Raw genomic sequence first — 24935 nt, 5'->3', positions numbered from 1 at the left:
CAGAGCGCGGGTGATCCACCCACGCCAGGACCGACCCGGCGCTGGGCGCACGTACCCGGTGATCCCGGCGGATTCTCAGGCCAGAAAGGCAGGCAGCGATGCTCGTCCACGACACGATCGGTACGGGCCGGTCCCAGACGGAGATCGACCAGATCCAGCGCTCCCTGCAGGCCCGCTATGACGAGCTGTCCGCGGAGTACGAGCAGGCGGTGCTGCAGAGCCACGTGTTGCGACTGGTGGAGGTGGGTGACACCGCCGGCGACGACCAGGCCGACAGCGGCACCAAGACGGCGGAGCGGGACACCGCACAGTCCCTGCTGCGGACCATCCTGGACCGCCGCGCCCAGTACGAACACGCCCTCACCCGGCTGGAGGAGGGCACCTACGGCTTCTGCGAGGGCTGCACCTCCGCGATCCCCGTCGAGCGGCTGGAGATCTTTCCCTCCGCCACCACCTGCGTGCAGTGCAAGCAGAACCGGGAGCGCCGGGCGGCCTGACCCCTGCCAGTGGTTGCCGGTCGGTCCGGAACGCGGTGAGGTCGACGGATGGGTGAGATCAAGGTCGGCACCGCCTCCTGGACCGACCGGACGCTGCTGGACTCCGGCTGGTACCCGCAGACCGCCGACACTCCCGAGAAGCGGCTGGCGTACTACGCCCGCCGGTTCCCGCTGGTCGAGGTGGACGCCACCTACTACGCGCCGCCCGCCGAGCGGACGGCGCGGCTGTGGGCCGAACGCACCCCGACCGGCTTCACCTTCAACGTCAAGGCGTTCAGCCTGCTCACCGGGCACCCGACCCGGGTCGGCGCGCTCTACAAGGACCTCCGGCCGGACACGGGGAAGAAGAACCTGTACCCGGACGACCTGCCGCCGCAGGCGTACGAGGAGGTCTGGACGCGCTTCCTCGCCGCGCTGGACCCGCTGGTGGAGGCGGGCAAGCTCGGCGCGTTGCTGTTCCAGTTCCCGCCCTGGTTCACCATCAGGCGGGACAACAAGCAGTACCTGCTGGAGGTGGCGAAGCGGTGCGCCCCGCTGCGCCCGGTCTACGAGTTCCGGCACGCCTCCTGGTTCGACGGCGACAACGCCGACGAGACCCTCGCCTTCCTGCGTCAGCACCGGCTGGCGTACGTCTGCGTGGACATGCCGCAGGGGCACCGCTCGTCGGTGCCCCCGGTGCTGGCCGCCACCGCGGACCTCGCGGTGGTCCGCTTCCACGGGCACAGCGACAAGTGGACCAGCCGGGACATCCACGAGAAGTTCGGCTACCGCTACTCCGACCGGGAGTTGCGCGACTGGGCGCCGAAGCTGCGCGAGCTGGCCGACTCCACCGGGCAGACGCACGTCCTCATGAACAACTGCCTGCGGGACTTCGCGCAGACCAACGCCGCCACCCTCGCCGGGCTGCTAGACGCAGGCTGAGCCGGGCGCAGTTTCTTCACCCCGTCCGGGTGAGGGCCGCTCACCCCGTCGCCGCGCAGCATGGACGGTGTGTGCGGTCACCGTGGCCGTGGCAGGCGACACCACGGAGGTGGGTGGAGATGACGGTTCGGGTGGTACCGGGTCGACGACGCGGCGCCGTGCTGCACGTCGTCGGGTCGTCCGCGGACGCCCGGTGGGCGCGCCCCGCCCGGGTCGGCCCGACCCGGCAGCCGCGCGGCCCGGTGGGGCCGCCGCGACGTGATGACGACCGACGGTGGGAGACCGACGTACGGGGGTGGACAGATGGCTGAGCAGCTGCATTCCGCGTTCGAGTCCTCGATGGACAAGACCAACCTGATCCTCAAGGACATCGAGCAGGCCTACGGCTGGCCCAAGGAGCAACGCAACCAGTCCTACTGCGCGCTGCGCACCGTGCTGCACCTGCTGCGCGACCGGATGCCGGTGCAGGAGAGCGTGGAGTTCGCCGCACAGCTGCCGGTGCTCGTGCGCGGGATCTACTTCGACGGCTGGAAGCCGCAGGACGTGCCGATCAAGCTCAACCGCGACGACTTCCTGCTGGAGGTCCGGCAGGGCTTCCCGTACGACGTGCAGGGCGGTCCGGAGCGCGTGGTGCAGGTGGTGCTGGACACCCTGCGCCGGCACGTGACCCAGGGCGAGTGGGAGGACGTGAAGGCCACCATGCCCCGCGACCTGGCGAAGATCATTCCCTGACCCCGCCCATCCGCGACGGCCCGCCCCCACTGCGGTGAGGGCGGGGCCGCGCGCCGCCATCCGGTCAGAGGTCGACGTGGAAGACCTCGAAGGAAGCGCCGTAGCGGACGCCCAGCCGGGTGCCGACAGGGCGGCTGAGCCCTTCGAGGAACTCCTCGGCGTCGAAGCCGCCGTCGCCCAGCCCGGTCAGGTACGCGTCGTGCGCCCGCAGCGAGGCCACGCCCCGGTCGAAGGTGTCGGTGACGTCCACCCCGTGCGCGGCGAGGGGGGAGGAGGCGGCCCAGACCTGGCGCACCCCGTTCCACGGCTCGACCGCGTCGGTGAGCTGCTCCGGGAAGACCCACCGGTTGCCGGCGTCGCGGACGGCATCCAGGACCGCCCGGCCGGTGACGATGTGGTCGGCCTGGTTCAGCGCGTACGCCCCGTCCCAGGTGTCGCGAAAGTTGTTGGTGATCACGATCTCGGGGCGGTGCCGGCGGACCACCCCGGCCAGGGCGCGGCGCAGTGGCACGCCGTACTCCAGGACGCCGTCGGGGAGGCCGAGGAACTCCACGGTCTCCACCCCGACCAGGGCCGCCGACTCGCGTTGCTCGCGCTCCCGGACCTCCCTGGCCCGCGGCGGGGGCATCGCGTCGATGCCGGCCTCGCCGCTGGTGACGAGGCAGTAGGCAATCTGTTTGCCCTGCTCGGTCCAGCGGGCGACCGCGGCGGCGGCGCCGAACTCCAGGTCGTCGGGGTGCGCCACGATCGCCAGCGCGCGCTGCCACTGCTCGGTCACCGGCTCCAGCGGGCGCGGCCCGGTCGCCTCCGTCATCGCCACCTCCTGGTCGAGGAGGACCATCCTGTCACCACCGCCTGACAGCCCGACCGGGCCCGGCGAACCGCCGGTGTGAGCCGGAAAGGACGTCTACGGTGTGGTTAGAGAAGATCGCGCGTGGGGTACCACCCGCTACACGACGGACCCCGGCGTAACGGCGGGGCGGCACATCCCTAGGGAGCATCATGGCACTCAACGACGATGACATGCAGACCACCAGCGGTGGCGGCCTCGAAGGCCCGGCCGACGGCGGCGCGACCCCGGGCCAGCAGGACGGCGGCGCCGACGGTGGTGCCGACCGTGGTGTCGAGCGTGGTGCCGACAAGGGCGCCGACCAGGGCGCGGAGGGTCCCGCCGACGGCGGCGCGACCCCCGGCCAGCACGACGGTGGTGCCGATGGCAGTGCGGAGGGTCCCGCCGACGGTGGCGCGACCCCCGGCCAGCACGACGGCGGCGCCGACGGCAGTGCCTGACGGACCGGCCGTGACTCACATCGACCCGCCGGGCGGCCACAGCCGCCCGGCGGTTCCGTCCGAGGCCGCCGCCGCGCTCAGCCGCTGCGTGTCGGTCGAGCCGGCGAAGTTCGCCGCCGCCCACTGGGGACGCACACCGCTGCTCTCCCGCGCCGACGAGCTGCCCAACCGGGCCGGCTTCACCGACCTGCTCAGCCCCGCCGACGCCGACGAACTGCTCAGCCGCCGCGGCCTGCGTAGCCCCTTCCTGCGGATCGCCAAGGACGGCCAGCTCGTGCCGGCGGCCCGCTTCACCGGCGGTGGCGGCGCCGGTGCCGAGATCGCCGACCAGGTCCTCGACGAGCGGGTGCTCGAGCTGTACGCCGGCGGCGCCACCCTCGTCCTGCAGGGCCTGCACCGCACCTGGCCGGCCCTGATCGACTTCACCCGCGAGCTCGGCACCGCCGTCGGGCAGCCGTTGCAGGTCAACGCCTACCTGACCCCCGCCGGAAACCAGGGCTTCGCCACCCACTACGACACCCACGACGTCTTCGTCCTCCAGGTCGACGGCCGCAAGCACTGGCGGATCCACCCGCCGGTGCTGCCCGACCCGCTGGAGAGGCAGACCTGGGGTGGCCGGGCCGACGAGGTCGCCGCCACCGCCGACGGGCCCGCCGCGCTGGACGTGGTGCTCGCCCCCGGCGACGCGCTCTACCTGCCCCGAGGCTGGCTGCACAGCGCGCAGGCCCAGGAGTCCAGCTCGCTGCACCTGACCGTCGGCGTGCGGGCGCTGACCCGCTACACCATGGTCGAGGAACTGCTCGCCCTCGCCGCCGAGGACCAGCGGCTGCGCGCCACCCTGCCGTTCGGCACCGACGTGTCGGACCCGGACGCGATCGAGCCGGAGCTGACCGAGACGGTGGAGGCGCTGCGGGACTGGCTGCTGCGGGCCGACCCGGCGGCGGTCGCCGCCCGGCTGCGGCAGCGGGCCTGGCCGGCCGCCCGGCCCGCGCCCATCCGGCCGCTGGCCCAGGCCGCCGCACTGGCGGCGCTGGACGCCGACACCCGGCTGGCCCCACGACCCGGCCTGCGGTGGCGGCTCAGCCCGCGGGGCGACCAGGTCGCGCTGGTGCTGTTCGACCGCACGATCACCCTGCCCGCGTCGTGCGCGCCGGCCGTGCACGCCCTGCTCGGCGCCGAATCCGTCCGGGTCGGCGACCTGCCGGGCCTAGACGACGACACCGACCGGCTCACCCTGGCCCGCCGTCTCCTGCGCGAGGCCGTGCTGATCCCCGCCTGATCGCGCCGGCGGACGGCACAGCCTCCGCCCGGGAAGCTCGGGTGCTCCGGCGTCGGCAGGTCAGCGGCCGGCGACCAGCAGCACGACGGTGGTCACCAGCCCGGCGACGAGCACGACGCTCATCGGCCGGGGACCGAGCACGGCGTGCCGGCGGTCGGCGAGGAGCTTCGCCGGCACCAGGCCGACCAGCGGGCCCAGCAGCGTCACCACCAGGGCCAACACCGGCAGCCCGACCCCGAGGTCGCCGCCGTACCGGTCGCCCGCCGCCCGCGCCGCGCCACCGAGCGCGTACGCGAGCACCGCGCCGGCCACCCCGCACAGCGCCAGCAGCGGGTTGACCGAGCCCGGCAGGTCGCCTGGTTGGCGGGTGCGGTTGAGCAGGTCCCGCACGCCGGCCAGCAGCGGAGCCGGGTCACCCGTCGCACCGGACACCGGCGCCGGCGGCCCGCCCGCCCGGCGGCCCGACCCGCCGAGCCGACCGCGCAGCAGCTGCCACAGGTCGGCGACCTCGGCATCCACCCGCTCCTGCTCCCCGCGGGCGTCCACCAGCTCCCGCTCCGCCCGCCGGAGATCGGCCTCCGCCTCGGCGACGGCCCGCTCGGCGGCGGCACACTGCTGGGCGTGCCAGGTGTGCGCCTCGGCCCGCTGGGCGCGCACCCTCGCGCTCAACTCGGCCAGCCGACGGATCTGGGCCGCGTACGACTCACTGGTCACCGGTTCGTTCATCGCGCCGGCCCGTAGGGGATGATCACCTGGCCGGTGCGGTGCACCGCCCGGTCGAAGAACAACCCCCGCCACGGGCGGGGATACCAGTCCGGGCCGCCGGTGCCCGGATACAGCGACGAGCCCAGCTCGCCGCCGTGGGCGTCCAACGCCACCCAGGCGCCGATCTGGTCCGTCCGGGCCGCCGGCCCGCCCAGGTCGGCCCGCATCCGGGCCACCCCCCGCCACCAGGCCAGCACGTGGGTGCGCCGCTCCGGTCCGTCGTGCATGATCCGACGCAGCTCCTCCAGCCCGGTGCGCCGGCCGATCCGCGTCGCCAGTGCCCCGGCCGCCGCGTCGACGGCGAACAGCAGCAGGTAGTGCGGGCTGCCCGGCGTGCCGAGCCCCTCGGCGGTCTCGGCCATCAGCTCGCCGACGGTCTCCTCGTCGTACCAGGCGGCGTCGTCGGCGAGATCCTCATAGAGGGACCGGGCGGCCGGGTCGGCGTCCGGGTCGAGGCAGGCGATGGAGAACCGGGCCGTGCCGGGGCGGTGCTGCCGGGCCAGCGAGCGGGCCGCCGCGTCGAGCACCGCGCACGCCTCGTCCACCCGGGTGCCGAGCACCGCCAGGTTGCGACCCGGAGCCCGGGGCAGCCGCAGCGCCGCCGAACGGGCCTGCACGTCGATGATCTCGCCGAGCAGCGCGACCGGCGTACGCGGATGTCCCGTCTCCGGCGCGGCCAGCGCCCGGAAGTCCGGCGCGTCGGCGAGCCGGGGGACCGCGTCGCCGTCGAAGAGCCGGGCCGGGGCGGCCTCCTGCGGGCGCATCCGCCACAGCCGGTGCTGCAACTCGCTCCACGTCTCCCAGTCGCTCGCCGACGGGATCCGGGCCACCTGGTTGCCCTCCGCCATGCCCGACTCCGCGTTGACCACGGCATGGTGGCGCGGCAGGGACTGTGCGGCGTCGTTGCGCTCGGCGAGGATCCGCAGCGCCTTCGGCAGTGCGATCCGCAGGGTGAACTGTGCGACCAGGGCCGGCCGCCCCCACAGCGCCTCGATGCCGCGCACGTCCTGCGAGGCGAGCACCAGGTGGATGCCCTGGGACCGGCCGCGCCGGGCCAGGTCCTCCAGCAGGTCGGCGGCCTCCCGGGCGACCACGTCCCGCCCGGCCAGCAGCATCTGGAACTCGTCGACCACCGCGACGATCCGCGGCCAGTGCCCGGTGGGGTCGACGGCGCGCAGCTCGGCGAGCTTGGTGACCTCGTGCTTCTTCGCGGCGTCGGCCCGCCGGCGCAGCTCCTCGGCGAGGAAGCGCAGCAGCGCCAGGCCGAACTCCCGGTCCGTGTTGACGTTGATCCCGACCAGCCGCATGTGCGGCAGCCAGCTCGGATCCCGCCGGCCCTGGGCGAACCGGGCGAAGGACACCCCCTCCTTGAAGTCCAGCAGGTAGAACTCCAGCTCACTGGGGGAGTACCGGGCGGCCAGCGCGCCGATCCAGGCGAAGATCAGGTTCGTCTTGCCGGTGCCGGACGGGCCGCCGATCAGCGCGTGCGGCGGATAGTCGCCCAGGGTGAGCAGCACCGGCCGGCCGTGCGGGCTCTCCCCGATCGGGGCGGTCAGCCCGGTGGCGGAATCCTCCCGCCACATCCGCTCCGCGGGCGGCAGCAGGTCGGTGAACGGGGTCGGCGCGGGGCCGGCGTTGACCCGGGCCGCCACCTCCCGGCAGGTCTCGGTGACCAGGGCCGGCGGGGGCGGCGGATCGAGGCGTACGGCCAGGCCGGCGGGTCCGCCGATCCAGGCCCCGTCGGCGTGCGTGCCCACCCGGGCCACGGTGGGATCCTCGGGCAGTGCCATGCCCCGGACCACCAGGTGCACGCCGCAGGCCGCCCCGGTGCGGACCACCCGGTCGAGTTGACCGCGCTCGTGCCGGGACAACTCGTCCCCGCCCAGCAGCACCGCCACCCGCCACGGCTCAGGCCGGCGACCGGTGGCGGCGGCCAACTCGCGCAGCGAGCCGTACTCCCCGGCCAGCACGGTCTCGTTGATCCGGCGGATCTGCTCCACCAGGTCGTCGAGCAACCGGGCCAACCCGCCCGGGCCGACGAAGGTGAGCAGCCCGGCGGTGCCGAGGGGAGCGAAACCGGCCAGACCGCCGCCCAGGTGCTCCGGGTCGTAGCCGATCAGCCGGACGGCACCCGGGTCGGCCCGCCCGACGCCACGCAGCAGCAGCGCCGACACCACCGCCTCGCAGCCCTCCCGGTCGTCCCCGGTCAGCTCGACGTGTCCGGCGTCGAGCAGCGGCACCAGCGCCGGCACCGGTTCGGCGGTCGGGATGCGTACCGTGCCGATGCGCAGCGCGCCCGGCGGTTCGGCCCGCCGGGTCGGGGTGGGCCGCCAGCGCGTCCAGTCCGCGGACGCGGCGCCGGGGGCCTCCCGGTGCGCCGCGTCCGCAGCGCGCCGGGCCAGCTCCGCGATCCGCTCGGCGTGCCGATCGTCGATCTCGGCCAGCCGCCGGTCACGTTGTGTGCCCACCCGCTCCGGCACGACCGCCGCGGCCCGCCTGACCTTCGCCAGCCGCTCCCGGGCCGTGGTCAGCTCGGCCTGCGCGCCGGACAGACGGGTCCGGGTCGCGCCGAGGGCCTCGCCGAGCATGCCCCGGACCCGGGCGACCAGCTGGGTCCGCCGGTCAGCCATCGACGCCCCGCCCGCGCGGGTCCGTGCTGCCGCCCGACGCTGGCCGCCCCGCGGGCGGACTCGCCCAGACTCGGCCGGCCGAACCCGCCGGGGCACCCTCGGCGGCCGGCGCACCGGATCCCGCCGGGGCGCCGTCGGTGGCCGGTGACCCGTCCGGCCGGGCGCGGGTCGCCCGCTCCCGGGCTGCGGTGGCCTGGTCGCGTGCCGCCTCCGCCCGGTCCCGGGCCGCCGCGACCCGATCGCGCGCATCGGCTACTCGACCCTTCGCGGCGGCGGCACGCCGTTGCCACTGCGCGTCGTCGGCCCGGTCGCGGGCGGTCTCCGCCTGTCGGTCCCGCTCGGTGGCGGCTCGCCGCTCCCGGGCGGCCTCGGCGTGCCGGGCCCGCTCCTCGTCGGTGGGCAGGTCCCGGCCGAGCCGGGCCAGCAGCACCCCGGTGAGCACTCCCGCCGTGACCGCCGGGTCGGCGGCGTGCGGCTGCTCCGCCTCGCCGCGCCGCGGCGGGGGCATCCGGCAGATCCGGGTCAACAGGGTGTCCAGCACCGCAGGGGGTAGGCCGGGCAGCAGATCCCGGACCCGGCCATCCAGCTCGCGGTGCAACCGTCCCAGGTCGTCGGCGCGCGGCGGGTGCCCGAGCAGCTCCCCGGCCAGGTCTCGCAGCAGCGGCGGGGCCACCGCGGCGAGGCCGAGGCCGACGTCGGCGTGTGCGCGGCGCAGCTCGGTGTGCAGCCGGTCCCGGTCGCCGGCGCGTACCCCGCCGACCACCCGGCGCAGCAGCTCCCGGGCATCGTCGACCTTCTCGTCCGGTGCCTCCGGCGGACCCTCCCGGCCGCCCGTCAGCTCGGCCACCCGTACCGACCACCAACGGCGAGGCGTCACCTCGGCGGCCGGCTCCGGCGCCGGAGCCCCCGGGGCCGCCTCGCGCGGCGTGTCGTGCGCGGGCCGGCGTTGCTGCTCCCCGGGCCTTGGGGCCGGGGAACCGTCGGCGGCCAGCCCGATCGCGACGAGGTACGCCGACAACTGCTCCTGGGCGACGCGCAACGCGTATCCGGCGGTCTCGGCGTGCTCGGTGGCGGCGGACAGCTCCGGCACCCCCATCGGGTTGGCCGACTCCTGACGGACCCAGCGCAGCCGCTCGGCGGCCAGCCCGAACTTCTCCAGCACCAGGGCCAGTTGCGCGAGCGGCAGGTCATCGGCGGCGGAGCGGACCTGCGCGCCGACGTCCTCGACGATGGACACGGCCGGGCCTCAGAGCGTCGCGACGTAGAGTTGCGCCTGCTCGACGGCGACGAGTGTCGCGGCGAGGCACTCCTCCAGCTCCTGGCTGGCCTGGGTCAGCGAGGACTGGGCCGCCTCGACCGTCTCGTGCCCGCTGCCCTCCAGAGCACCGGCCAGGGTCTGCTGCGCCTCGGCCAGCTTCTCTCCGGCCGCCTGTACGGCGCTCTGGCCGTCGCCGATCTGCTGGAGCGCGACATCGATGGCTGCCTTGAGCTCGGCGACGCTCGCCACGGCGAAACCTCCTGGGGGCGGGGAGGCCTCCATTAGAGCCTATCCCTTGTGGTGAGAGAACATCCGCCCTGTCAGTGTTCCTGCCCCGCTGACCGGTTGTCGACCGGAAGCGCCGGGAGTCCGATTAACGGGACTGTCCGGGCGGGGTCGCCCGGTCCCGCAGCCAGCGTGGCCCGTACACCTCGGCGCCCTGCGTGGTGACCCGTTCCCGCAGCTCACGGTCGGCGGTGACGACCAGCCGCCGGCGCTGCGGGGCTGCGGCGACCAGCTCGACGACGGCGTCGTCCCCGGAACCGGTCGCGGCGACCACCCGTACCCCCGTCGTGCCCGGCACGTCCCGCGCCCGCCCCTCCACCACCAGCACCACCTCCACCGGGGGCGGCAGCTCCGGGGGCAGCCCGGCGTCGGCCACCCGGGCCAGCGAGTCGCGCAGCCGGGCGGTCGCGCCGGCGCGGTCCCGCCACCAGCCGTCCGGGCGGGAGCCCACCACGTTGGCGGCGTCCACGATCAGCAGCGGCACGGTCGGCTCCATCCCACCAGCCTGCCACCCACCCGCCCCGCAGGTAAGGAAGGGACCCTTCCTCTACCGCAGGCGTTGTACAGGGTGCCCCTTCCTTACCTCCGGGTGCGTCGTGGCGGGGTGGTGGCGTTTGTCAGGGCGGTCGCCGGGTAGCCCCTCGCGACCGTGTCGCGCCCGACTGCGGAGGACAGACATGATGGGACCCGGTGACTTCGGCTCCGACCCCTGGGACGAGTTCCTGGCCCGCTACTTCGGCCGGGGTGAGGGTGGGCGCCGACCCGCGCACCGGGTCGACATCACCCGGCTGATGACCGCCGACGCCCGGGAGATGCTGGCCGACGCGGCCCGCCGAGCCGCCCAGCGGCAGAGCTCCGACCTCGACACCGACCACCTGCTCTGGGCGGCGCTGCAACGCGAACCGCTGCGTGACCTCGTCCGCCGCGCCGGTGCCGACCCGGACACGCTGCTCAACGCGCTCGGCGGGCGCGGCGACGGCGCGCCCAAGGGCGAGGTACCGCCCAACCTGTCGCTCACCCCGGCGGCCAAGCGGGCGTTGCTCGACGCCCACCAGTTGTCCCGGGCGATGGGCGCCAACTACATCGGCCCCGAACACATCCTGATGGCGTTGCCGCTGAACCCGGAGTCCCCGGCCGGGCGGATGCTCGCCGCCGGCCGGATCCAGCCGGAGTCGTTGCAGGCGGCCAGCGCCGAGCGCGGGCCGATGACCGGGCCGAAGCCCGACCGCGGCACGCCCACCCTGGACCAGTACGGCCAGGACCTCACCGACCTGGCCCGCAACGACCAGATCGACCCGGTGATCGGCCGGGCCGACGAGATCGAGCAGGCCGTCGAGATCCTGTCCCGGCGGACGAAGAACAACCCGGTGCTGATCGGCGAGGCCGGTGTCGGCAAGACCGCGATCGTGGAGGGCCTGGCGGAGAAGATCTGTGACGGCGACGTGCCGCAGACGCTGCTCGGCAAGCGGGTGATCCAGCTCGACCTGGCCGGACTGGTGGCCGGCACCCGATACCGGGGCGACTTCGAGGAGCGGCTGAAGAAGGTCATCGACGAGATCCGGGCGCACCGCGATGAGCTGATCGTCTTCCTGGACGAGATCCACACCCTGGTCGGCGCGGGTGGGGCGGGCAGCGAGGGCGGCATGGACGCCTCGAACATGCTGAAGCCGGCGCTGGCCCGGGGCGAACTGCGGGTGATCGGCGCGACCACGCTGGACGAGTACCGAAAGAGCATCGAGAAGGACGCGGCGTTGGCCCGGCGGTTCCAGCCGGTGTTCGTGCCGGAGCCCACGGTCGAGGACACCGTGGCGATCCTGCGCGGGCTGCGGGACCGCTACGAGGCCCACCACCAGGTGCGGTTCACCGACGAGGCGCTGGTCGCCGCGGCCGAGTTGTCCGACCGGTACGTCACCGACCGGTTCCTGCCGGACAAGGCGATCGACCTGATCGACCAGGCCGGCGCCCGGGTCCGGCTGCGTACCCGCACCCCCGCCTCCGACGTGCGGGAGCTGGAGACCCAGCTCGACGAGGTACGCCGGGACAAGGAACAGGCCGTCGCCGACGAGCAGTACGAGAAGGCGTCCGCGCTGCGCGACCGGCTCGCCGAGGTGGAGGAGCAGATCCGCCGGGCGCGGGGTGACGAGGGCGGCTCCTCACAGGTGCCGGCGGTCGGGCCGCAGGAGATCGCCGAGGTGGTCTCCCGGGCCACCGGGATTCCGATCAGCCAGCTCACCGAGGAGGAACGCGACCGGCTGCTGCGCCTGGAGGGCCAGCTGCACGAGAAGGTGGTCGGTCAGGAGGACGCGGTGACCGCGGTCGCCGAGGCGGTGCGCCGCTCGCGCGCCGGGCTGGCCGACCCGAACCGCCCGATGGGCAGCTTCCTCTTCCTCGGGCCCACCGGCGTCGGCAAGACCGAGCTGGCCCGGGCCCTCGCGGAGTCGCTGTTCGGCGAGGCCGACCGGATGGTCCGGGTGGACATGAGCGAGTTCCAGGAGCGGCACACGGTCAGCCGCCTCGTCGGCGCCCCGCCGGGGTATGTCGGCTACGAGGAGGCCGGCCAGCTCACCGAGGCGGTACGCCGTCGCCCGTACGCGGTGGTGCTGCTGGACGAGATCGAGAAGGCCCACGCCGACGTGTTCAACATCCTGCTCCAGGTGCTCGAGGACGGGCGGCTCACCGACAGCCAGGGCCGTACGGTCAACTTCAAGAACACCGTGCTGATCATGACGAGCAACCTGGGCTCGGAGCTGATCACCGGTGCCCAGCGCGCGGTCGGGTTCGGCACCGGTGCGGAGGGCGGCGACCAGGAGCGCGAGGAGCTGCGTGAGCGGCTGATGCGCCGGCTCCAGGAGAACTTCCGGCCGGAGTTCCTCAACCGCATCGACGAGGTGATCATTTTCCGCCGGCTGGAGGCCGAGCAGCTGCGCCAGATCACCGGCCTGCTGCTGGAGGAGACCCGCCGCCGGCTGCACGCCCAGGACATCCAGGTCGAATTCACCACCGCCGGCATCGACTGGATCGCCGAGAACGGCTACCAGCCGGAGTTCGGCGCGCGGCCGTTGCGTCGGGTCATCCAGCGGGAGGTGGACAACCAGCTGTCCCGGATGCTGCTGGAATCGGCGATCTCGCCCGGCCAGAAGGTCACCGTGGACACCCGCGACGGGCGACTCGCCTTCGACGTGGCCGCCGGCGAGCGCGGCTACACCGCGGCCACCACGTCCCATCCCCGATGACCGGAGGCGGACATGAGCGAATCCGAGGAGACCCGGGACGAGACCGACCGCACCGATCCGATCCTGGCCCCGCCGACCGCCAATCCCGCCCGGGTGCGGGTGCCCCCGGAGGGCCTGGGCCAGCAGGGTGACGACCCGGAGCCGGCGGAGTCCGACCGCCGTCGAGAGGAGGGCTGATGGTACGCGAGCAGCGGCTCGAACCCGAGGTGGAGGTGCTCTGGGACGACTTCCACGCCCAGGTGAACGTCTCGTCGGAGCAGTTGCGGCAATGGCTGCTCACCCGCGGCTCCGGGGAGGAGTCGTTCGGGCCCGACCCGGATCTCGACCTGCCCGGGTTGGGCCGGCGGATCCTGCGGGTGCTGACCAAACGCAAGGTCGACCTCACCCCGGAGGACATCGGGGTGATGCGGGACGCGATCGACGAGATCCAGTCCCGGCTGGACGAGAAGCCGCCGCGCGGCAACGCCGACGACGAGTGGCGGCACTCCCTGCTCGACCTGGGCCACGACGTCCTCGTCGAACGCTGACCCGCGAAGAGACCGGCGGCGCCTGGGAAGATCCCGGGCGCCGCCGGTCGCGTCGTCAACCGTGGTCGCTCTCCAGGCTGCCGACCGTCAGGCCCACGGCGTCGGTCGCCGCCTCGCGGTCGGCGAGCGTCTGTGCCTCGCGGGTCAGCAGGTTGGCGTACTCGGTGATGTCGGCCGGGTCGGGCACCTCGGGCAGGCGGCGCAGGAAGGCCTCCACGTCGCGGGCGGCGGCGGTGTGCGCGGCGGCCGCCTGCCGGAGGATCTCCCGGTCGTCGGCGGCGGGGTAGAGATCGGTCATGTTCGCCTGATACCCGGCGTCACGCCGTTCGCACCCCGTCGGCCCCGGCGGCCGTCAGCCTCCGCCCCCCGTACGCCGGGTTGCGCAGCAGCCAGGCCAGGTAGTCCGGGTGGGCCGCCAGCGAGTCGGTGTACGCGGCCAGCGCGGTCTCCAGCACCAGTTCGGCGTCCCGGGCGGCGGGGGAGTCGGGATGCCAGCCCAGCATCAGCCGCCAGCGCAGCGGCGTCCCGGCCAGCATCCGGGTGACCAGCCCGGCGACCGGGCGGAAGATGGCCTGGCAGAGCGCGATCGCCGCGCCCGAGTCCACCATGTCGACGCAGCAGCGCACGTCGGTCTCGTACACCTTGCGGGGGGTGAAGCCGGCCCGGGCGCAGGCGGCGGCGAAGCAGTCGCCGAAACAGCCGTCGCCCGGCGCGGCGACCCACTGCTCGCGGCGCAGGTCCACCAGGCTCACCTCGGCCCGGTCGGCCAGCGGATGCTGCTCCGGCAGCAGCACCAGCACCGGGTCGACCGACACCTCCCGCCAGCTCAACCCGTACTCCGCTGGCGGGGCCGCGTCGCCGCACACCCCGATCAGCGCGAAGTCCAGCCGGCCGCCGGCGACGAGCTGGGCCAGCTCGTCGGCCGACCAGGAGGCGTGCATGGTGATCTGGGCCGGCGGGGGTTCGGCGGCGAGCCGGTGCACGAGCCGGCCGAGGATGGGGCTGTTCACCCCGCCGAACCGGTACCGGCGGGGCGCGTCGCCGCCGCCGGCCAGCCGCGCCGCCTCGTCCTGCAGGCCCTTCATCGCCGGCAACAGCACCCGGGCCCGGGCGAGCACCAGCTCACCGAGGGCGGTGGGACGGGCACCGCGGCGGTCCCGCTCGAACAGCGGCCCGCCCAGGGTCCGCTCGATGCGCTGGAGCTGGGCGGTGAGTGCCGGTTGGGCCAGGCCGAGCGTCGATGCCGCCTTGGTCACGCTCCCCGTCTCCGCGATCGCGCAGACCACCCTCAGGTGTCGCAGCTCCAGATTCATACCGTGACGGTATGACCCCGTAGCGGCAGACGGAAGGCCCCGAACGGATCAGCGCCTTCCGATGTGTGCCCGATCCGCCCCGGCGGAGGCCGCCGACTCAGCCCGGCGGCGGCTCGGTCAGGTCGGCCAGATAGGTGGGTCGGCCGGTGACGGCGTCGCGGACCTTGTCGACCACGCCCACCGCGGGTTCGACGACCCGGTTCCACGGTGGGGTCGCCGGGGTGCCCGGGTGCGGGCGCGTCGGGGCCGCCTCCTCGGCGATCTCCAGCCGGTTGCCCAGGCGGATCAGCTCCTCGGCGCTGGCCACCTCGCGCAGCGCCGCGACCAGCGCGCCCGCCTCCTCGACGTGGTGCCGGATCCGCTCGGCGACGCCGTCGAGCCCGTCGTCGGTCAGCCCCTTGAGGGCGGTCAGCAGGGCCCGGTCGTCCGCGATGGCCCGGTCGATCCGGTCCGCCGCGTCGGGCAGGGCGGCCCGGACGGCGGGCAGCAGGTACTGCTCCTCGGCGGAGAGGTGCCGGGACATCGCCGCCGTCAGCACCTCCAGGCCGTGCTCGGGGGCGGGCTCCGGGCCCGGGTCGGTGAGCCGCCGCAGCAACTCGTGAAGCTGCCGGTGCTCGGCGTCGAGGATGTCGGCGACGCTGCGCCCGCCGGGCCGGAAGCCGTCGTCCTCTCCGGTGGGCGGCAGCGGTGGCAGGGGAACGGTCATGGTGCACTCCTCTGGTGGCGGGCGGAGCACGTGGTGGGGCGCGGTCGCGAGCGGCGGTACCCGGCCGCGTCGGCGGCGAAACCGGGCCCGGTCGTCGGTCGCCGGCCGTCGAGGGGCGCGAACGGCGGAGCGGGCGACCGGATCGGGCCCCTGGGCTGGTATGAAAGACCGATGACGAGCAACACCGCCTCCGCCCGACCCGACCCCACCGACGAGGTCGTCGACCTCTGCCGCGACCTCCTGCGGATCGACACCACCAACACCGGGGACAACGACACCAGCGCGGGCGAACGCCTCGCCGCCGAGTACGTGGCGGAGAAACTGGCCGAGGTGGGCGTCGAGTCGGTCATCCACGAGTCGGCGCCCGGCCGGGCCAACCTGCTCGCCCGCATCCCGGGCACCGACCCGAGCCGCGGGGCGCTGCTGGTGCACGGCCACCTCGACGTCGTCCCCGCCGACGCCGACGAGTGGTCGGTGCACCCGTTCTCCGGGGAGCTGCGCGACGGCTACCTGTGGGGCCGGGGCGCCATCGACATGAAGGACTTCGACGCGATGGTGCTGGCCGTGGTGCGGCACTGGCAGCGCACCGGGGTCCGCCCGCCCCGCGACATCGTGCTCGCGTACACCGCCGACGAGGAGGCGGGCAGCGACTACGGCGCGCACTTCCTGGTCGAGCGGCACCGCGACCTGCTCGACGGCTGCACCGAGGCCATCGGCGAGGTCGGCGGCTTCTCGTACTCGGTCAACGACAGTCAGCGGCTCTATCTGATCGAGACCGCCGAGAAGGGCATCGACTGGCTGCGCCTGCACGCCAGGGGCCGCCCCGGGCACGGCTCGATGATGCACGACGACAACGCGGTCACCGCGCTGGCCGAGGCGGTGGCCCGGATCGGCCGGCACCGCTTCCCCGTGGTGGTCACCGACACCGTGCGGGCGTTCCTGGAGGAGGTCTCCGACCTGCTCGGCATCGAGCTGGACCCGGAGGACCCGGAGACCGCCATCGCCAAGCTCGGGCCGATCGCCAACATCATCGGCGCGACGATCCGCAACACCGCCAACCCGACCCGGCTCGCCGCCGGCTACAAGGACAACGTCATCCCCGGCCGGGCCACCGCCACCATCGACTGCCGCAGCCTGCCCGGGCAGTCGGAGCTGTTGGAGCGGCAGCTGCGCGAGCTGGTCGGCCCGGACATCGCCATCGAGTACCTCCAACGCCAGCCGGCGCTGGAGACGACGTTCGACGGCGACCTGGTCGAGGCGATGTCGGCTGCGCTGCGCGCCGAGGATCCGGGGGCGCGACCGGTGCCGTACATGCTCTCCGGCGGCACCGACGCCAAGGCGTTCTCGCAGCTCGGCATCCGCTGTTTCGGCTTCGCGCCGCTGCGGTTGCCCGCCGACCTGAACTTCTCCGCGCTGTTCCACGGCATCGACGAGCGGGTTCCGGTGGACGGACTACAGTTCGGCGTGCGGGTTCTCGACCGGTTCCTCCGCACCTGCTAATCCCCGCCCGGCACCCCCGCGTTCCGGCGGGAACATTTATCGTGAAGGGACTGACCCACATGACCGACCAGCACGGTGAGCTGGACGCCGCCCTCGAGCGCGTGATCGATGCGGCCCGCCACCACCTGGCCGCCGTCCGCGCCGCGCAGGGCCGTATCGACGACGACGACGTCTGGCAGGCGTACGTCGCGCTGAACAACGCGTCCTTCGCGTACGACGAGCAACTCCTGGACGCCTTCGGCGAGGTCACTCCGTGGGACGTCGAGTCGATCGACCCGGACGAGGCCGACCAGCGCTTCGGCGCGGCGGAGGGCGTGGAGCCCACCGACCCGCACCCGCGGGTCATCTCGGTGCGTCAGCGGCGCGACTACCGGGTGCCGAGCGTGTCGGCGCTGATCCGGGTCGCCGAGGCCGCCCGGCGGGAGGGCACCCCGGCCGAGGACGAGCCGGAGCCCGTCGAGGGGGTCGGCGAGGCGGTGCTGGAGCTGCTCCAGAGTGGCGACGGCTCGCTCGGCGCGCTGGACGTGCCGGAGCTGGAGCCGCTCGACGGCGTGGTGATGGTCAGCGAGGTCGGCACCCCGGTCGACCTGGAGTCCTTCGACGACGACGACCCGGTCGGCCCGTTCCAGCCGGCCGCCGACGACCGGCTGGTCGGCCGGCTCGACGAGCACCCGTTCATGGAACTCGACGAGGAACACGACCACGCCCACTAGGCGGTGACGGCCCGGGGCCCGACCGTCCGGTCGGCCCCGGGCCCGCACCCGTACCTCAGTACGAGAGTCCCGGCTGCGGCTGGTTGACCCGACGGCGGCGCAGCACCACCTGCCGCGTGCCGTCGCGGTACAGCCGTACCCGCGCCAACTCCCACCCGGAGAACTCCGCCTGGATCGCCAACTGCGCCGCGGCGGTCAACCGGTCGACGTTCGGCGGCAACCGCAGTGGCGCGTACTCGTAGTCCATGAGACCTATGCTGCCCAGCCCGAGCGCCGTCCGCCAGCCCTGGCCGGTGACCCGCACCACCGCGCCGGCCCGCAGGGTGGACAAGCGGATCGGCTGACTCAGCCCCGGTGGTCAGCCGGTGGGTGCGTTCGCGGCCAGCAGGGCGGTCAGCGCCGGGGCGGACAGGGCGAGGGCGCGCGGAGTGCCCGCGTCCACCACCAACCCCCATGCCGGGTTCGGCCATTCCGCGAGCAGGTCCGCGCATGGCACGGCGACGAACGGCACGCCCTCCCCGGCGAAGGCGGTCAGCGCGTCCGGGGAGGTGAAGATGGGCAGCAGCGGCGCGCCGGTCGGGCCGGTGACGATCGTCCACGGCACGTCGCGCCCCGGCCCCGGCTCCGCCGCCAGCGGTACGCAGACCGCCACGGCGGCGAGGACGCTGAGGTAGCCGGGCAGGTCCCGCCGTGCGGCGGCGGCACCGAGAAGATCAAGTACGGCCGGGCCGTCCGGGGCCGATTCGTCCCCCGCCTCGCCCGCAGGGCCGGCCGCCACCTGGCCGTCGTCGGCACCGGGCCCGGGCGGGCCCGGGGAAACCGCCACGGATTCCTGCGCGGACCCGGCCGCTGAAGCCGGCGCGGGTTCCTGCGGGTCGGCGGGCTCGGACGGAACCGGGGAGGCCGGCGGCACGGCACCGGCCGCTGTCGGCGGCGCGGCGGGTTCCGTCGCCCGGACACGGGGCACGGTCGGCTCCGGCCGCACCCGGGGGCCGGTGGGCGGGAGGATCTGGCAGGACAGCGCGCCGGGCTCCGTGGTGAGCACCGTGGCGGCGGTCCGCGCCGCGAAGCCGCTCCACCAGCGCAGGCCCTCGGCGGTGCGCGGCGTCTCGTGCCACCACCCGCCGGCCCCGCGCGGCGCCTGCCAGCCGAGCTCGGCGAGGCGTGGCTCGTCGTACGGCGGGCAGACCCCGAGGACGGCGTCCCGGCGCACCATCAGGTGCAGCCGGCGGGGGCCGGCGGCGAGTTCCAGGTCGGTGTCGCGGTCGCAGCCCGACAGCGTGTCGTGGAGCTGGGCGACGACGTCGGACCAGCCCGGCGACGTCATGCCGGCGGCCCCGGGAGGCGGCCGTCAAGCCTCCCGAGCCGGCCCATGGCCTCATCCAGCCGGCCCAGGGAGGCGAAGTCGCCGGGGGTGCCGAAGATCCCGTTCAGGCCCGCGCCGAGCGTCGCGTCGAGACCCTCGGTGCGCTCGTTGAGCTGTTCGGTCGCCGACGCGCGGGCCTGCCGGTACGCCTGGAGCACCATCGCCGCGAGGTCCTCCGTGCCCGCCCGCAGGGCGGTCGGCGCGAGGCTCAGGTCGGTGAGTTCGCCGGTGGCGTCGACGGTCGCGGTGACCAGACCGCTGTCGTCGGTGGCGGTGCCGCTCAGCTCGTCCAGGTCGTCCTTGAGCCCGGCGAATCGGCGCTCGATGTCGGCGAGCCGTCCGGCGAGGGCGTCGAACGCGGACAGCGGGTCAGACATGAGAACCTCCCGTACGCGGGTGTCGTCCGGGGTGGCGGCCGACGGCGGCATGATCGTATCGTCGTCCAGCCGGGCGAACGGGGGGAGGAACGGCGTGGCTGACATCGACGTCGACGTGCAGGCGGTACGTCGGCTTGAGGCGGCGGCGAAGGGGGTGGCCACCTCGCTCAGCGCGCTGGAGAGCCAGATCACGTCCGCGGGGGACATCCCGGACGGGGCGTTCGGGCACCTGCCGTTCGTCAGTGACCTGCTCCGCGAGAAGTACGCCGAGCAGGTCACCGGAGGGATGGAGCTGTTCCGGTCCGGCCACGACGCGTTCGAGCGGGTCGGCGGCGCGTTGGGCGGGACGGCCGAGGCGTACGAGCGCAACGAGCAGGACATCGACGCCTCGTTCAAGGCCATCGGCACCGTGATGCCCCGGTGAGCGGGCCCGCGGGAACCGCCGTCGAGCTCTGGAACGGCATCGACAACGCGCTCTCCAGCGTGGACAAGGTGGTCGACAGCGTCTGCCGTACCCTCGCCTGGCCGCTGATCCAGCTCGTCGACCTCGTCGACGGCGAGCCGGCCGCGCTGCGCGCCAAGGCCACCGAGTGGGACGCGCTGGCCGCGCAGGTGCGCGAGCTGGCGGTGAACCACCGCGGCGTGCGCGAGGCCGAACAGGCCGGCTGGCGCTCCCCGTCCGGGGAGGCCTACGGGAAACGGATGGCCGAGGTCGAGCAGCAACTGATCGAGGTCGCCGACCAGTTCGCCGCCACCGCCGACTATCTGCGTGGGGTCGCCGACGCGTTGCAGACCGTGCACGACGTGCTGGTCGACATCTGCGTCGAGTTCGTCAACTTCCTGCTGGTGACGCTGGTCACCGCGCTGCTGATGGCCCCGTTCACCGCCGGGGCGTCCTGGGCGGCCGGCATGGCGCTGGGGGTCACCCGGGGCATGATCGCGCTCGCCCGGATGCTGAAGATCATCAGGCCGCTGGCGACACACCTGCAGAAGGTCATCCGGCTGCTGCAACGGGTCCTGCTGCACCTGCGCAAGCTGCGCAACCACCTGGACAAGCTGGTCGACAAGCAGAAGGCGCTGCGCACCGGCCAGAAGTACGCCGACAAGCGCCGCGCCGCCGGCGACGCCGACAAGTGGTTCCACAAGTTCATGGACCCGGCGAAGGGCGGCTGGAAGCTCGGCAAGTCCGGGACGCCGTTCGACATGAGCACGTTCGAACGCCTCGGGGCGCTACGGGCGCACGGCATGGCCGACGGGGCGCGGATGATCGGCCGGGACTGGGCCACCAACCTGCCGTGGAACATCCCGAACTCCGTGGTGCACGGCGCCACCTGGGGCACGGTCGCGATGGTCTCCGGCCTGTCGGTGCCCGGTATGGAGCAGGTCGGCGACAAGGTCGACGCGGCGGTGCAGGGCGGCGCCGAGTGGGTCGACCAGAATGTCTTCGGACAGCCGCCGGCGCAGCAGCCGGCCGGCAGGTGATGGTCGAGCGAGGGGGTGGAACGTGTCCGACGGGCGCAGCCGGCTGGGCCGGCTGACCGACACGGTGCTGGGTGGTGCGCGGGCCGCCCGGGACAAGGCCCGTGAGCTGCGCGACGAGTTCCGCACCACCGACGAGCCCGAGCGCGCTCTGGTCGCGCCCCTGCTGCCCGACGAGGAGGTCCGCTACGTCGGCCTGGCACCGGTGCGGGCCCCGGAGAACCACCGGGCCGGCAGCCAGCTCGCCGACCGGGTGAACACGGAACTCGCCGAGGCGCTCGATCCGCGCGCGTTGTTCGGGCTGCTCAACATCGTCAACCCGGTCGCGTGGGTGGACGCCGTGATGACGCCCGTCCGGATCGCCGCGAGCGTCCTGCTGCTGCCCGGCAAGGCCGCCGTCCTCGCTGCGGGCACGCCGGAGGCGGCCGAGCCGGAGCCCGCGCCGGGCGTCGCTCCCCGGGAGCCGCTGCCGCTGACCGCTGAGCAGGAGGCGTTCCGGGCGCTGTTCCGGCTCAGCCGCTACCGCCCGCTGGCCGACCAGCTCGCCGAGATCGCCCACCGGCGGCGGTACGTCTTCAGCGGCGACCTGGCCACGCTCGCCGGCAGCCTGCTGCTCTTCCTCGAGCGCTACACCGGCACCCCGTTGGCGGTCACCGACACCCACCTGCACCTGCTGCGGATGGGCCGCCGCCCCGATCCCGACCGCGAGGACCGGCGGCGCCCCCAGGTGCTCTGGAGCGTGCCGCGGCGGCGCATCACCCGGATCGACTGCGAGCACGGCACGGCCCGCCTCGCGCAGTTCCCGTCCACCATCGTGTTCGACGACGGGTCCTGGATCCGGATCGTCAACCCGGCCACCCGCGACGACCAGTCCCGCTTCCTCGCCGCCGTACGCGACCTCCCCGGCCAGCGCCCCACGACCTGAGCGATGCGGTGCCCGCGGGGCTGCGACGGCACGGCCGGTGCCGCCGGCACGGCACCCGGCCTGGCCCGCCGATCGTCGGCCTGGCCCGCCGCCCGGCGGTTCAGGCGTCGCGCTCGGGGTAGCCCACCGGCACGGCCGACACGTCGTCCAGCGCGGTGACGATCTCCTCCGGCAGGGTCATCCGCTCGACCTGGAGCGCGCCGAGCAGTTGCCCGACCGTGCGTGCGCCGAGGATCGGGGCCACCACCCCGGGGCGGTCGCGGATCCAGGCCAGCGCCACCTCCGACGGCGACACGCCCAGCCCGCCGGCAGCGGTGGCGACTGCCTCCACGATGCTTGAGCAGCGGGGCTCCAGGTAGGTGGCGACGAAGCGCTCGAAGTGCGGCGAGGCCGCCCGCGAGTCGGCGGGACGGCCGTGCCGGTATTTTCCGGTGAGCACCCCGCGCCCCAGCGGCGACCAGGGCAGCACCCCCAGCCCGAGGGCCTCACAGGCGGGCAGCACCTCCCGCTCGACGCCCCGCTCCAGGAGTGAGTACTCCACCTGCGCGGCCACCACCGGAGCACGTCCCGGCCAGGCGGTCTGCCAGGCGGCCGCCCGTGCGGTCTGCCAGCCGGCGAAGTTCGACACCCCGACGTAGCGGACCCGGCCGCTGGCCACCGCGTGGTCGAGCGCCGCGAGAGTCTCCTCCAGCGGGGTGTCGGGGTCGTAGCCGTGCAGCTGGAACAGGTCGACATGGTCCGTCCCGAGCCGGCGCAGCGAGGCGTCCAGCGTGCGCAGCAGGTGCCCCCGGGAGGCGTCCCGACGTCGGCCGCTGCCCGGCCGCAGCCCCGCCTTGGTGGCGATCAGCAGGTCCTCGCGCGGCACCAGGGAGCCCAGCAGGGACCCGATCACCGACTCGGCGTCGCCGTCGCCGTAGACGTCTGCGGTGTCGATCAGGTTGCCGCCCGCATCGAGGTAACTCTTCAGCTGGGCGGCCGCATCGTCGGCGTCGGTGTCCCGGCCCCACGTCATGGTGCCGAGCGCGAGCCGCGAAACCGCCAGCCCGCTTCGGCCGAGCGGTCGCTGTTGCATGGGTGAACCTTATTTCGAACCGGGCCCCGCCGATATCCTCGCTCCCGTCAAGTGTGCCGGGCGCGTCGCGTTTCCGACCGTCCAGGCCACCCTCGGTGGTGGTGAGCCGGTGAACGGGCCACCTCCGGGCATTGCGTAACCTGATGCGACCTGTGGTGCGGATGGGGGAGGACCAGTGCGACTCGGGCTCAGCCTCGGATACCAGACAGCGTGGAGCACGCCGGCCGATCACCTGGCTTTCGCTCAGGAAGCGGACCGGCTCGGCTACTCGGTGGTGTGGGCGGCGGAGGCCTACGGCTCCGACTCGCCGAGCATGCTCGCCTGGATGGCCGGTCAGACGGAGCGGATCGACCTGGGCAGCGCGGTGATGCAGATCCCCGCCCGTACCCCGGCGATGACCGCGATGACCGCGGCGACCATCGACGCGCTCTCCGGGGGCCGGTTCCGGCTGGGCCTCGGCGTGTCCGGCCCGCAGGTCTCCGAGGGCTGGCACGGCGTCCGGTTCGGCAAGCCGCTGGCCCGGACCCGCGAGTTCGTGGACATCGTGAAGCTGGCCGTCGCGCGCAAGAGCGTCGCGTACGACGGCGAGTTCTACACACTGCCGCTGCCCGACGGCCCGGGCAAGGCGCTGAAGCTGGGCTTCCACCCGCCGCGCGAGCACATACCGATCTACCTCGCCGCCGTGGGCCCGAAGAACCTGGAACTGGCCGGTGAGGTGGCCGACGGCTGGCTGGCCGTCTTCTACGCCCCCGAGTTCGCCGAGGAGCAGTTGGCGTCGGTACGCGCCGGGCGGGCGAAGGTCGGCAAGGAACTGGCCGGTTTCGACGTGGTCCCCACGGTGCCCGTGGTGGTCGGCGACGACATCGCCACCTGTGCCGAGCTGGTCCGCTGGTACGCGGCCCTCTACGTCGGCGGCATGGGCAGCCGGCAGCAGAACTTCTACAACCAGCTCGCCACCCGGATGGGTTACGGCGACGCCGCCCGCGAGGTGCAGGACCTCTACCTGGCCAAGCGGCAGCGTGACGCGGCCGCCGCGGTGCCGATGGAGTTCATCGACCGCACCTCGCTGCTGGGCCCGAAGGAGCGCATCGCCGAGCGGATGCGGGAGTACGCCGCCGCCGGCGTCACCACCCTGTCGGTGAGCCTGTTCGCCGCCGACCGGGACAGCGGTGTGCAGACCCTGCGTACCGTCGCCGAGGCGCTGGACCTCTCGGGAGTCGGCGAGTGACCTGGCTCGAAGCCATCGTCCTGGGCATCGTCCAGGGACTGACCGAGTTCCTGCCGGTCAGCTCGTCCGGCCACATGCGGATCACCTCGGCGATCTTTTTCGACCAGGACGCCGGGGCGTCGTTCACCGCGGTCACCCAGCTGGGCACCGAGGCGGCGGTGCTGATCTACTTCGCCAAGGACATCTGGCGGATCACCCGCACCTGGCTGGTCGGCATCAGGGACAAGTCGGTGCGTTCCAGCCTCGACTACCGGATGGGCTGGTACGTCATCATCGGCTCGATCCCGATCGGGCTGTTCGGTTTCCTGTTCAAGGACCAGATCCGCACCGCCGGCCGCAACCTCTGGGTGGTGTCCACCACGCTGATCGTGTTCGCGTTCGTGCTGGCGTTCGCCGAGTACTGGGGTCGGCAGAGTCGCACCCTGGAGAACTTCCGGATGCGCGACGGCGTGGTGATGGGCTTCGCCCAGGCGATGGCGCTGGTCCCCGGGGTGTCCCGCTCCGGCGGCACGCTCACCGCCGGGCTGCTGCTCAACCTCACCCGGGAGGCGGCGGCGCGCTACTCGTTCCTGCTGGCCATCCCGGCGGTGGTGATGTCCGGGATCTTCAGCGTCGGTGACGTCTTCGCGCCGGCGGCCCCGGGCACGTCGGTGCCGAGCGGCGCCCAGATGATCATCGCCACGATCATCGCCTTCGGCGTCGGGTACGCGGCCATCGCCTGGCTGCTGCGCTACGTCGCCCACCACACCCTGTACGTCTTCGTGCTGTACCGGGTCGCGCTGGGCACCCTGGTGCTCGCCCTGCTGATGACGGGCACCATCAGCGCGACCTGATCCGCC

At 73.9% G+C, this 24935-nt stretch carries 28 protein-coding genes; 15 read left to right on the top strand and 13 right to left on the bottom strand.

Annotated elements, in window-relative coordinates:
• The first annotated feature begins 98 nt into the window (after positions 1-98).
• From GA0070608_RS26610 to GA0070608_RS26595, 3 genes are all read left to right on the top strand, one after another.
• Positions 99-497, top strand: coding sequence for a TraR/DksA family transcriptional regulator (locus tag GA0070608_RS26610; RefSeq protein ID WP_091631210.1), 399 nt, complete (start codon positions 99-101; stop codon positions 495-497).
• A gap of 48 nt (positions 498-545) precedes the next feature.
• Positions 546-1418: a DUF72 domain-containing protein gene (locus GA0070608_RS26605; RefSeq protein WP_091631207.1), complete on the top strand. Its 873-nt coding sequence runs from the start codon at positions 546-548 to the stop codon at positions 1416-1418.
• Positions 1419-1721: 303 nt separating this feature from the next.
• Positions 1722-2150 (top strand): DUF2267 domain-containing protein, encoded by a 429-nt coding sequence (locus tag GA0070608_RS26595; protein ID WP_091631205.1) that lies wholly within the window; start codon positions 1722-1724, stop codon positions 2148-2150.
• Positions 2151-2214: 64 nt separating this feature from the next.
• Here the strand turns inward: GA0070608_RS26595 and GA0070608_RS26590 are convergent, their stop codons facing one another.
• Entirely contained in the window at positions 2215-2991 is a 777-nt protein-coding gene (locus GA0070608_RS26590) for a PIG-L deacetylase family protein (protein WP_245715957.1), read from the bottom strand.
• Positions 2992-3152: 161 nt separating this feature from the next.
• On the opposite strand from GA0070608_RS26590, the gene GA0070608_RS26585 reads away from it, so the two are divergent.
• Both GA0070608_RS26585 and GA0070608_RS26580 read left to right on the top strand, forming a co-directional pair.
• Positions 3153-3440 (top strand): hypothetical protein, encoded by a 288-nt coding sequence (locus GA0070608_RS26585; protein ID WP_091631203.1) that lies wholly within the window; start codon positions 3153-3155, stop codon positions 3438-3440.
• Positions 3441-3450: 10 nt separating this feature from the next.
• Positions 3451-4719: a cupin domain-containing protein gene (locus GA0070608_RS26580; protein WP_091631201.1), complete on the top strand. Its 1269-nt coding sequence runs from the start codon at positions 3451-3453 to the stop codon at positions 4717-4719.
• A 60-nt stretch (positions 4720-4779) separates the two neighbouring features.
• Here the strand turns inward: GA0070608_RS26580 and GA0070608_RS26575 are convergent, their stop codons facing one another.
• The 5 genes from GA0070608_RS26575 to GA0070608_RS26555 form a co-directional block, all read right to left on the bottom strand.
• Entirely contained in the window at positions 4780-5445 is a 666-nt protein-coding gene (locus tag GA0070608_RS26575; protein WP_091631199.1) for a hypothetical protein, read from the bottom strand.
• Positions 5442-8114 carry an FtsK/SpoIIIE domain-containing protein gene (locus GA0070608_RS26570; protein ID WP_091631196.1) on the bottom strand — a complete coding sequence of 891 codons (2673 nt, stop codon included), beginning with the start codon at positions 8112-8114 and terminating at the stop codon, positions 5442-5444. Before GA0070608_RS26570 ends, GA0070608_RS26575 begins: the two co-directional genes overlap by 4 nt.
• Positions 8107-9351, bottom strand: a complete 1245-nt coding sequence (locus GA0070608_RS26565) for a hypothetical protein (protein WP_245715956.1) — start codon at positions 9349-9351, stop codon at positions 8107-8109. Before GA0070608_RS26565 ends, GA0070608_RS26570 begins: the two co-directional genes overlap by 8 nt.
• Before the next feature lie 9 nt (positions 9352-9360).
• The gene (locus GA0070608_RS26560) at positions 9361-9621 is read right to left on the bottom strand and encodes a hypothetical protein (RefSeq protein ID WP_089000636.1); all 261 of its coding nucleotides are present in this window, start codon (positions 9619-9621) and stop codon (positions 9361-9363) included.
• A gap of 124 nt (positions 9622-9745) precedes the next feature.
• Positions 9746-10153 (bottom strand): hypothetical protein, encoded by a 408-nt coding sequence (locus GA0070608_RS26555; protein WP_091631194.1) that lies wholly within the window; start codon positions 10151-10153, stop codon positions 9746-9748.
• A 181-nt stretch (positions 10154-10334) separates the two neighbouring features.
• On the opposite strand from GA0070608_RS26555, the gene GA0070608_RS26550 reads away from it, so the two are divergent.
• From GA0070608_RS26550 to GA0070608_RS26545, 3 genes are read left to right on the top strand one after another with little or no spacing between them, the layout of a single operon-like run.
• Positions 10335-12890, top strand: coding sequence for an ATP-dependent Clp protease ATP-binding subunit (locus tag GA0070608_RS26550; RefSeq protein ID WP_091631192.1), 2556 nt, complete (start codon positions 10335-10337; stop codon positions 12888-12890).
• A gap of 12 nt (positions 12891-12902) precedes the next feature.
• Positions 12903-13067, top strand: a complete 165-nt coding sequence (locus GA0070608_RS32825; RefSeq protein WP_176733849.1) for a hypothetical protein — start codon at positions 12903-12905, stop codon at positions 13065-13067.
• A complete protein-coding gene (locus GA0070608_RS26545; RefSeq protein ID WP_091631189.1) occupies positions 13067-13417 on the top strand; it encodes a DUF3140 domain-containing protein in 351 nt (116 codons plus the stop codon). The genes GA0070608_RS32825 and GA0070608_RS26545 overlap by 1 nt, the downstream gene beginning before the upstream one ends.
• Before the next feature lie 55 nt (positions 13418-13472).
• Here GA0070608_RS26545 and GA0070608_RS26540 read toward each other — a convergent pair whose 3' ends face one another.
• The 3 genes from GA0070608_RS26540 to GA0070608_RS26530 all read right to left on the bottom strand — a co-directional run bounded on the left by GA0070608_RS26540 (position 13473) and on the right by GA0070608_RS26530 (position 15436).
• Complete coding sequence (locus GA0070608_RS26540; RefSeq protein WP_091631187.1) at positions 13473-13715, bottom strand: hypothetical protein; 243 nt, start codon at positions 13713-13715, stop codon at positions 13473-13475.
• Between the two features lie 19 nt (positions 13716-13734).
• A complete protein-coding gene (locus GA0070608_RS26535; RefSeq protein ID WP_091631185.1) occupies positions 13735-14730 on the bottom strand; it encodes a LysR family transcriptional regulator in 996 nt (331 codons plus the stop codon).
• A 97-nt stretch (positions 14731-14827) separates the two neighbouring features.
• Positions 14828-15436, bottom strand: a complete 609-nt coding sequence (locus GA0070608_RS26530) for a hemerythrin domain-containing protein (RefSeq protein ID WP_091631183.1) — start codon at positions 15434-15436, stop codon at positions 14828-14830.
• A gap of 171 nt (positions 15437-15607) precedes the next feature.
• Here GA0070608_RS26530 and GA0070608_RS26525 point away from each other — a divergent pair, with 171 nt between their 5' ends.
• Positions 15608-16936 carry a M20/M25/M40 family metallo-hydrolase gene (locus GA0070608_RS26525; protein WP_091631180.1) on the top strand — a complete coding sequence of 443 codons (1329 nt, stop codon included), beginning with the start codon at positions 15608-15610 and terminating at the stop codon, positions 16934-16936.
• A 59-nt stretch (positions 16937-16995) separates the two neighbouring features.
• Positions 16996-17649 (top strand): hypothetical protein, encoded by a 654-nt coding sequence (locus tag GA0070608_RS26520; protein WP_091636225.1) that lies wholly within the window; start codon positions 16996-16998, stop codon positions 17647-17649.
• A 55-nt stretch (positions 17650-17704) separates the two neighbouring features.
• Here GA0070608_RS26520 and GA0070608_RS26515 read toward each other — a convergent pair whose 3' ends face one another.
• The 3 genes from GA0070608_RS26515 to GA0070608_RS32820 form a co-directional block, all read right to left on the bottom strand.
• Entirely contained in the window at positions 17705-17896 is a 192-nt protein-coding gene (locus tag GA0070608_RS26515) for a DUF5703 family protein (protein WP_013734349.1), read from the bottom strand.
• A 111-nt stretch (positions 17897-18007) separates the two neighbouring features.
• Positions 18008-18976 (bottom strand): SseB family protein, encoded by a 969-nt coding sequence (locus GA0070608_RS26510; protein WP_091631178.1) that lies wholly within the window; start codon positions 18974-18976, stop codon positions 18008-18010.
• Positions 18973-19392: a YbaB/EbfC family nucleoid-associated protein gene (locus GA0070608_RS32820; protein WP_176733848.1), complete on the bottom strand. Its 420-nt coding sequence runs from the start codon at positions 19390-19392 to the stop codon at positions 18973-18975. The genes GA0070608_RS26510 and GA0070608_RS32820 overlap by 4 nt, the downstream gene beginning before the upstream one ends.
• Before the next feature lie 94 nt (positions 19393-19486).
• Here GA0070608_RS32820 and GA0070608_RS32815 point away from each other — a divergent pair, with 94 nt between their 5' ends.
• From GA0070608_RS32815 to GA0070608_RS26495, 3 genes are read left to right on the top strand one after another with little or no spacing between them, the layout of a single operon-like run.
• A complete protein-coding gene (locus tag GA0070608_RS32815) occupies positions 19487-19816 on the top strand; it encodes a hypothetical protein (RefSeq protein WP_176733847.1) in 330 nt (109 codons plus the stop codon).
• Complete coding sequence (locus tag GA0070608_RS26500; protein WP_091631174.1) at positions 19813-20874, top strand: WXG100 family type VII secretion target; 1062 nt, start codon at positions 19813-19815, stop codon at positions 20872-20874. The genes GA0070608_RS32815 and GA0070608_RS26500 overlap by 4 nt, the downstream gene beginning before the upstream one ends.
• A gap of 22 nt (positions 20875-20896) precedes the next feature.
• The gene (locus tag GA0070608_RS26495; RefSeq protein ID WP_091631172.1) at positions 20897-21796 is read left to right on the top strand and encodes a hypothetical protein; all 900 of its coding nucleotides are present in this window, start codon (positions 20897-20899) and stop codon (positions 21794-21796) included.
• A gap of 100 nt (positions 21797-21896) precedes the next feature.
• Here the strand turns inward: GA0070608_RS26495 and GA0070608_RS26490 are convergent, their stop codons facing one another.
• Positions 21897-22868 (bottom strand): aldo/keto reductase, encoded by a 972-nt coding sequence (locus GA0070608_RS26490; protein ID WP_091631169.1) that lies wholly within the window; start codon positions 22866-22868, stop codon positions 21897-21899.
• A gap of 175 nt (positions 22869-23043) precedes the next feature.
• On the opposite strand from GA0070608_RS26490, the gene GA0070608_RS26485 reads away from it, so the two are divergent.
• On the top strand, positions 23044-24096 hold the full coding sequence (locus GA0070608_RS26485) for an LLM class F420-dependent oxidoreductase (RefSeq protein ID WP_091631167.1): 1053 nt from the start codon (positions 23044-23046) through the stop codon (positions 24094-24096).
• Positions 24093-24929 carry an undecaprenyl-diphosphate phosphatase gene (locus GA0070608_RS26480; RefSeq protein ID WP_091631165.1) on the top strand — a complete coding sequence of 279 codons (837 nt, stop codon included), beginning with the start codon at positions 24093-24095 and terminating at the stop codon, positions 24927-24929. The genes GA0070608_RS26485 and GA0070608_RS26480 overlap by 4 nt, the downstream gene beginning before the upstream one ends.
• Positions 24930-24935 lie beyond the last annotated feature (6 nt).

Origin of the sequence: Micromonospora peucetia, from assembly GCF_900091625.1 — a bacterium.
In the GTDB taxonomy this organism is placed as follows: domain Bacteria; phylum Actinomycetota; class Actinomycetes; order Mycobacteriales; family Micromonosporaceae; genus Micromonospora; species Micromonospora peucetia.
This window is presented reverse-complemented; position numbering and strand designations above follow the sequence as displayed.

Coding starts and splice junctions, on each gene's coding strand:
- GA0070608_RS26610 (WP_091631210.1), top strand. CDS start 99: ATGCTCGTCCACGACACGATCGGTACGGGCCGGTCCCAGACGGAGATC.
- GA0070608_RS26605 (WP_091631207.1), top strand. CDS start 546: ATGGGTGAGATCAAGGTCGGCACCGCCTCCTGGACCGACCGGACGCTG.
- GA0070608_RS26595 (WP_091631205.1), top strand. CDS start 1,722: ATGGCTGAGCAGCTGCATTCCGCGTTCGAGTCCTCGATGGACAAGACC.
- GA0070608_RS26590 (WP_245715957.1), bottom strand. CDS start 2,991: ATGGTCCTCCTCGACCAGGAGGTGGCGATGACGGAGGCGACCGGGCCG.
- GA0070608_RS26585 (WP_091631203.1), top strand. CDS start 3,153: ATGGCACTCAACGACGATGACATGCAGACCACCAGCGGTGGCGGCCTC.
- GA0070608_RS26575 (WP_091631199.1), bottom strand. CDS start 5,445: ATGAACGAACCGGTGACCAGTGAGTCGTACGCGGCCCAGATCCGTCGG.
- GA0070608_RS26570 (WP_091631196.1), bottom strand. CDS start 8,114: ATGGCTGACCGGCGGACCCAGCTGGTCGCCCGGGTCCGGGGCATGCTC.
- GA0070608_RS26555 (WP_091631194.1), bottom strand. CDS start 10,153: ATGGAGCCGACCGTGCCGCTGCTGATCGTGGACGCCGCCAACGTGGTG.
- GA0070608_RS26550 (WP_091631192.1), top strand. CDS start 10,335: ATGATGGGACCCGGTGACTTCGGCTCCGACCCCTGGGACGAGTTCCTG.
- GA0070608_RS32825 (WP_176733849.1), top strand. CDS start 12,903: ATGAGCGAATCCGAGGAGACCCGGGACGAGACCGACCGCACCGATCCG.
- GA0070608_RS26545 (WP_091631189.1), top strand. CDS start 13,067: ATGGTACGCGAGCAGCGGCTCGAACCCGAGGTGGAGGTGCTCTGGGAC.
- GA0070608_RS26540 (WP_091631187.1), bottom strand. CDS start 13,715: ATGACCGATCTCTACCCCGCCGCCGACGACCGGGAGATCCTCCGGCAG.
- GA0070608_RS26535 (WP_091631185.1), bottom strand. CDS start 14,730: ATGAATCTGGAGCTGCGACACCTGAGGGTGGTCTGCGCGATCGCGGAG.
- GA0070608_RS26530 (WP_091631183.1), bottom strand. CDS start 15,436: ATGACCGTTCCCCTGCCACCGCTGCCGCCCACCGGAGAGGACGACGGC.
- GA0070608_RS26525 (WP_091631180.1), top strand. CDS start 15,608: ATGACGAGCAACACCGCCTCCGCCCGACCCGACCCCACCGACGAGGTC.
- GA0070608_RS26520 (WP_091636225.1), top strand. CDS start 16,996: ATGACCGACCAGCACGGTGAGCTGGACGCCGCCCTCGAGCGCGTGATC.
- GA0070608_RS26515 (WP_013734349.1), bottom strand. CDS start 17,896: ATGGACTACGAGTACGCGCCACTGCGGTTGCCGCCGAACGTCGACCGG.
- GA0070608_RS26510 (WP_091631178.1), bottom strand. CDS start 18,976: ATGACGTCGCCGGGCTGGTCCGACGTCGTCGCCCAGCTCCACGACACG.
- GA0070608_RS32820 (WP_176733848.1), bottom strand. CDS start 19,392: ATGTCTGACCCGCTGTCCGCGTTCGACGCCCTCGCCGGACGGCTCGCC.
- GA0070608_RS26490 (WP_091631169.1), bottom strand. CDS start 22,868: ATGCAACAGCGACCGCTCGGCCGAAGCGGGCTGGCGGTTTCGCGGCTC.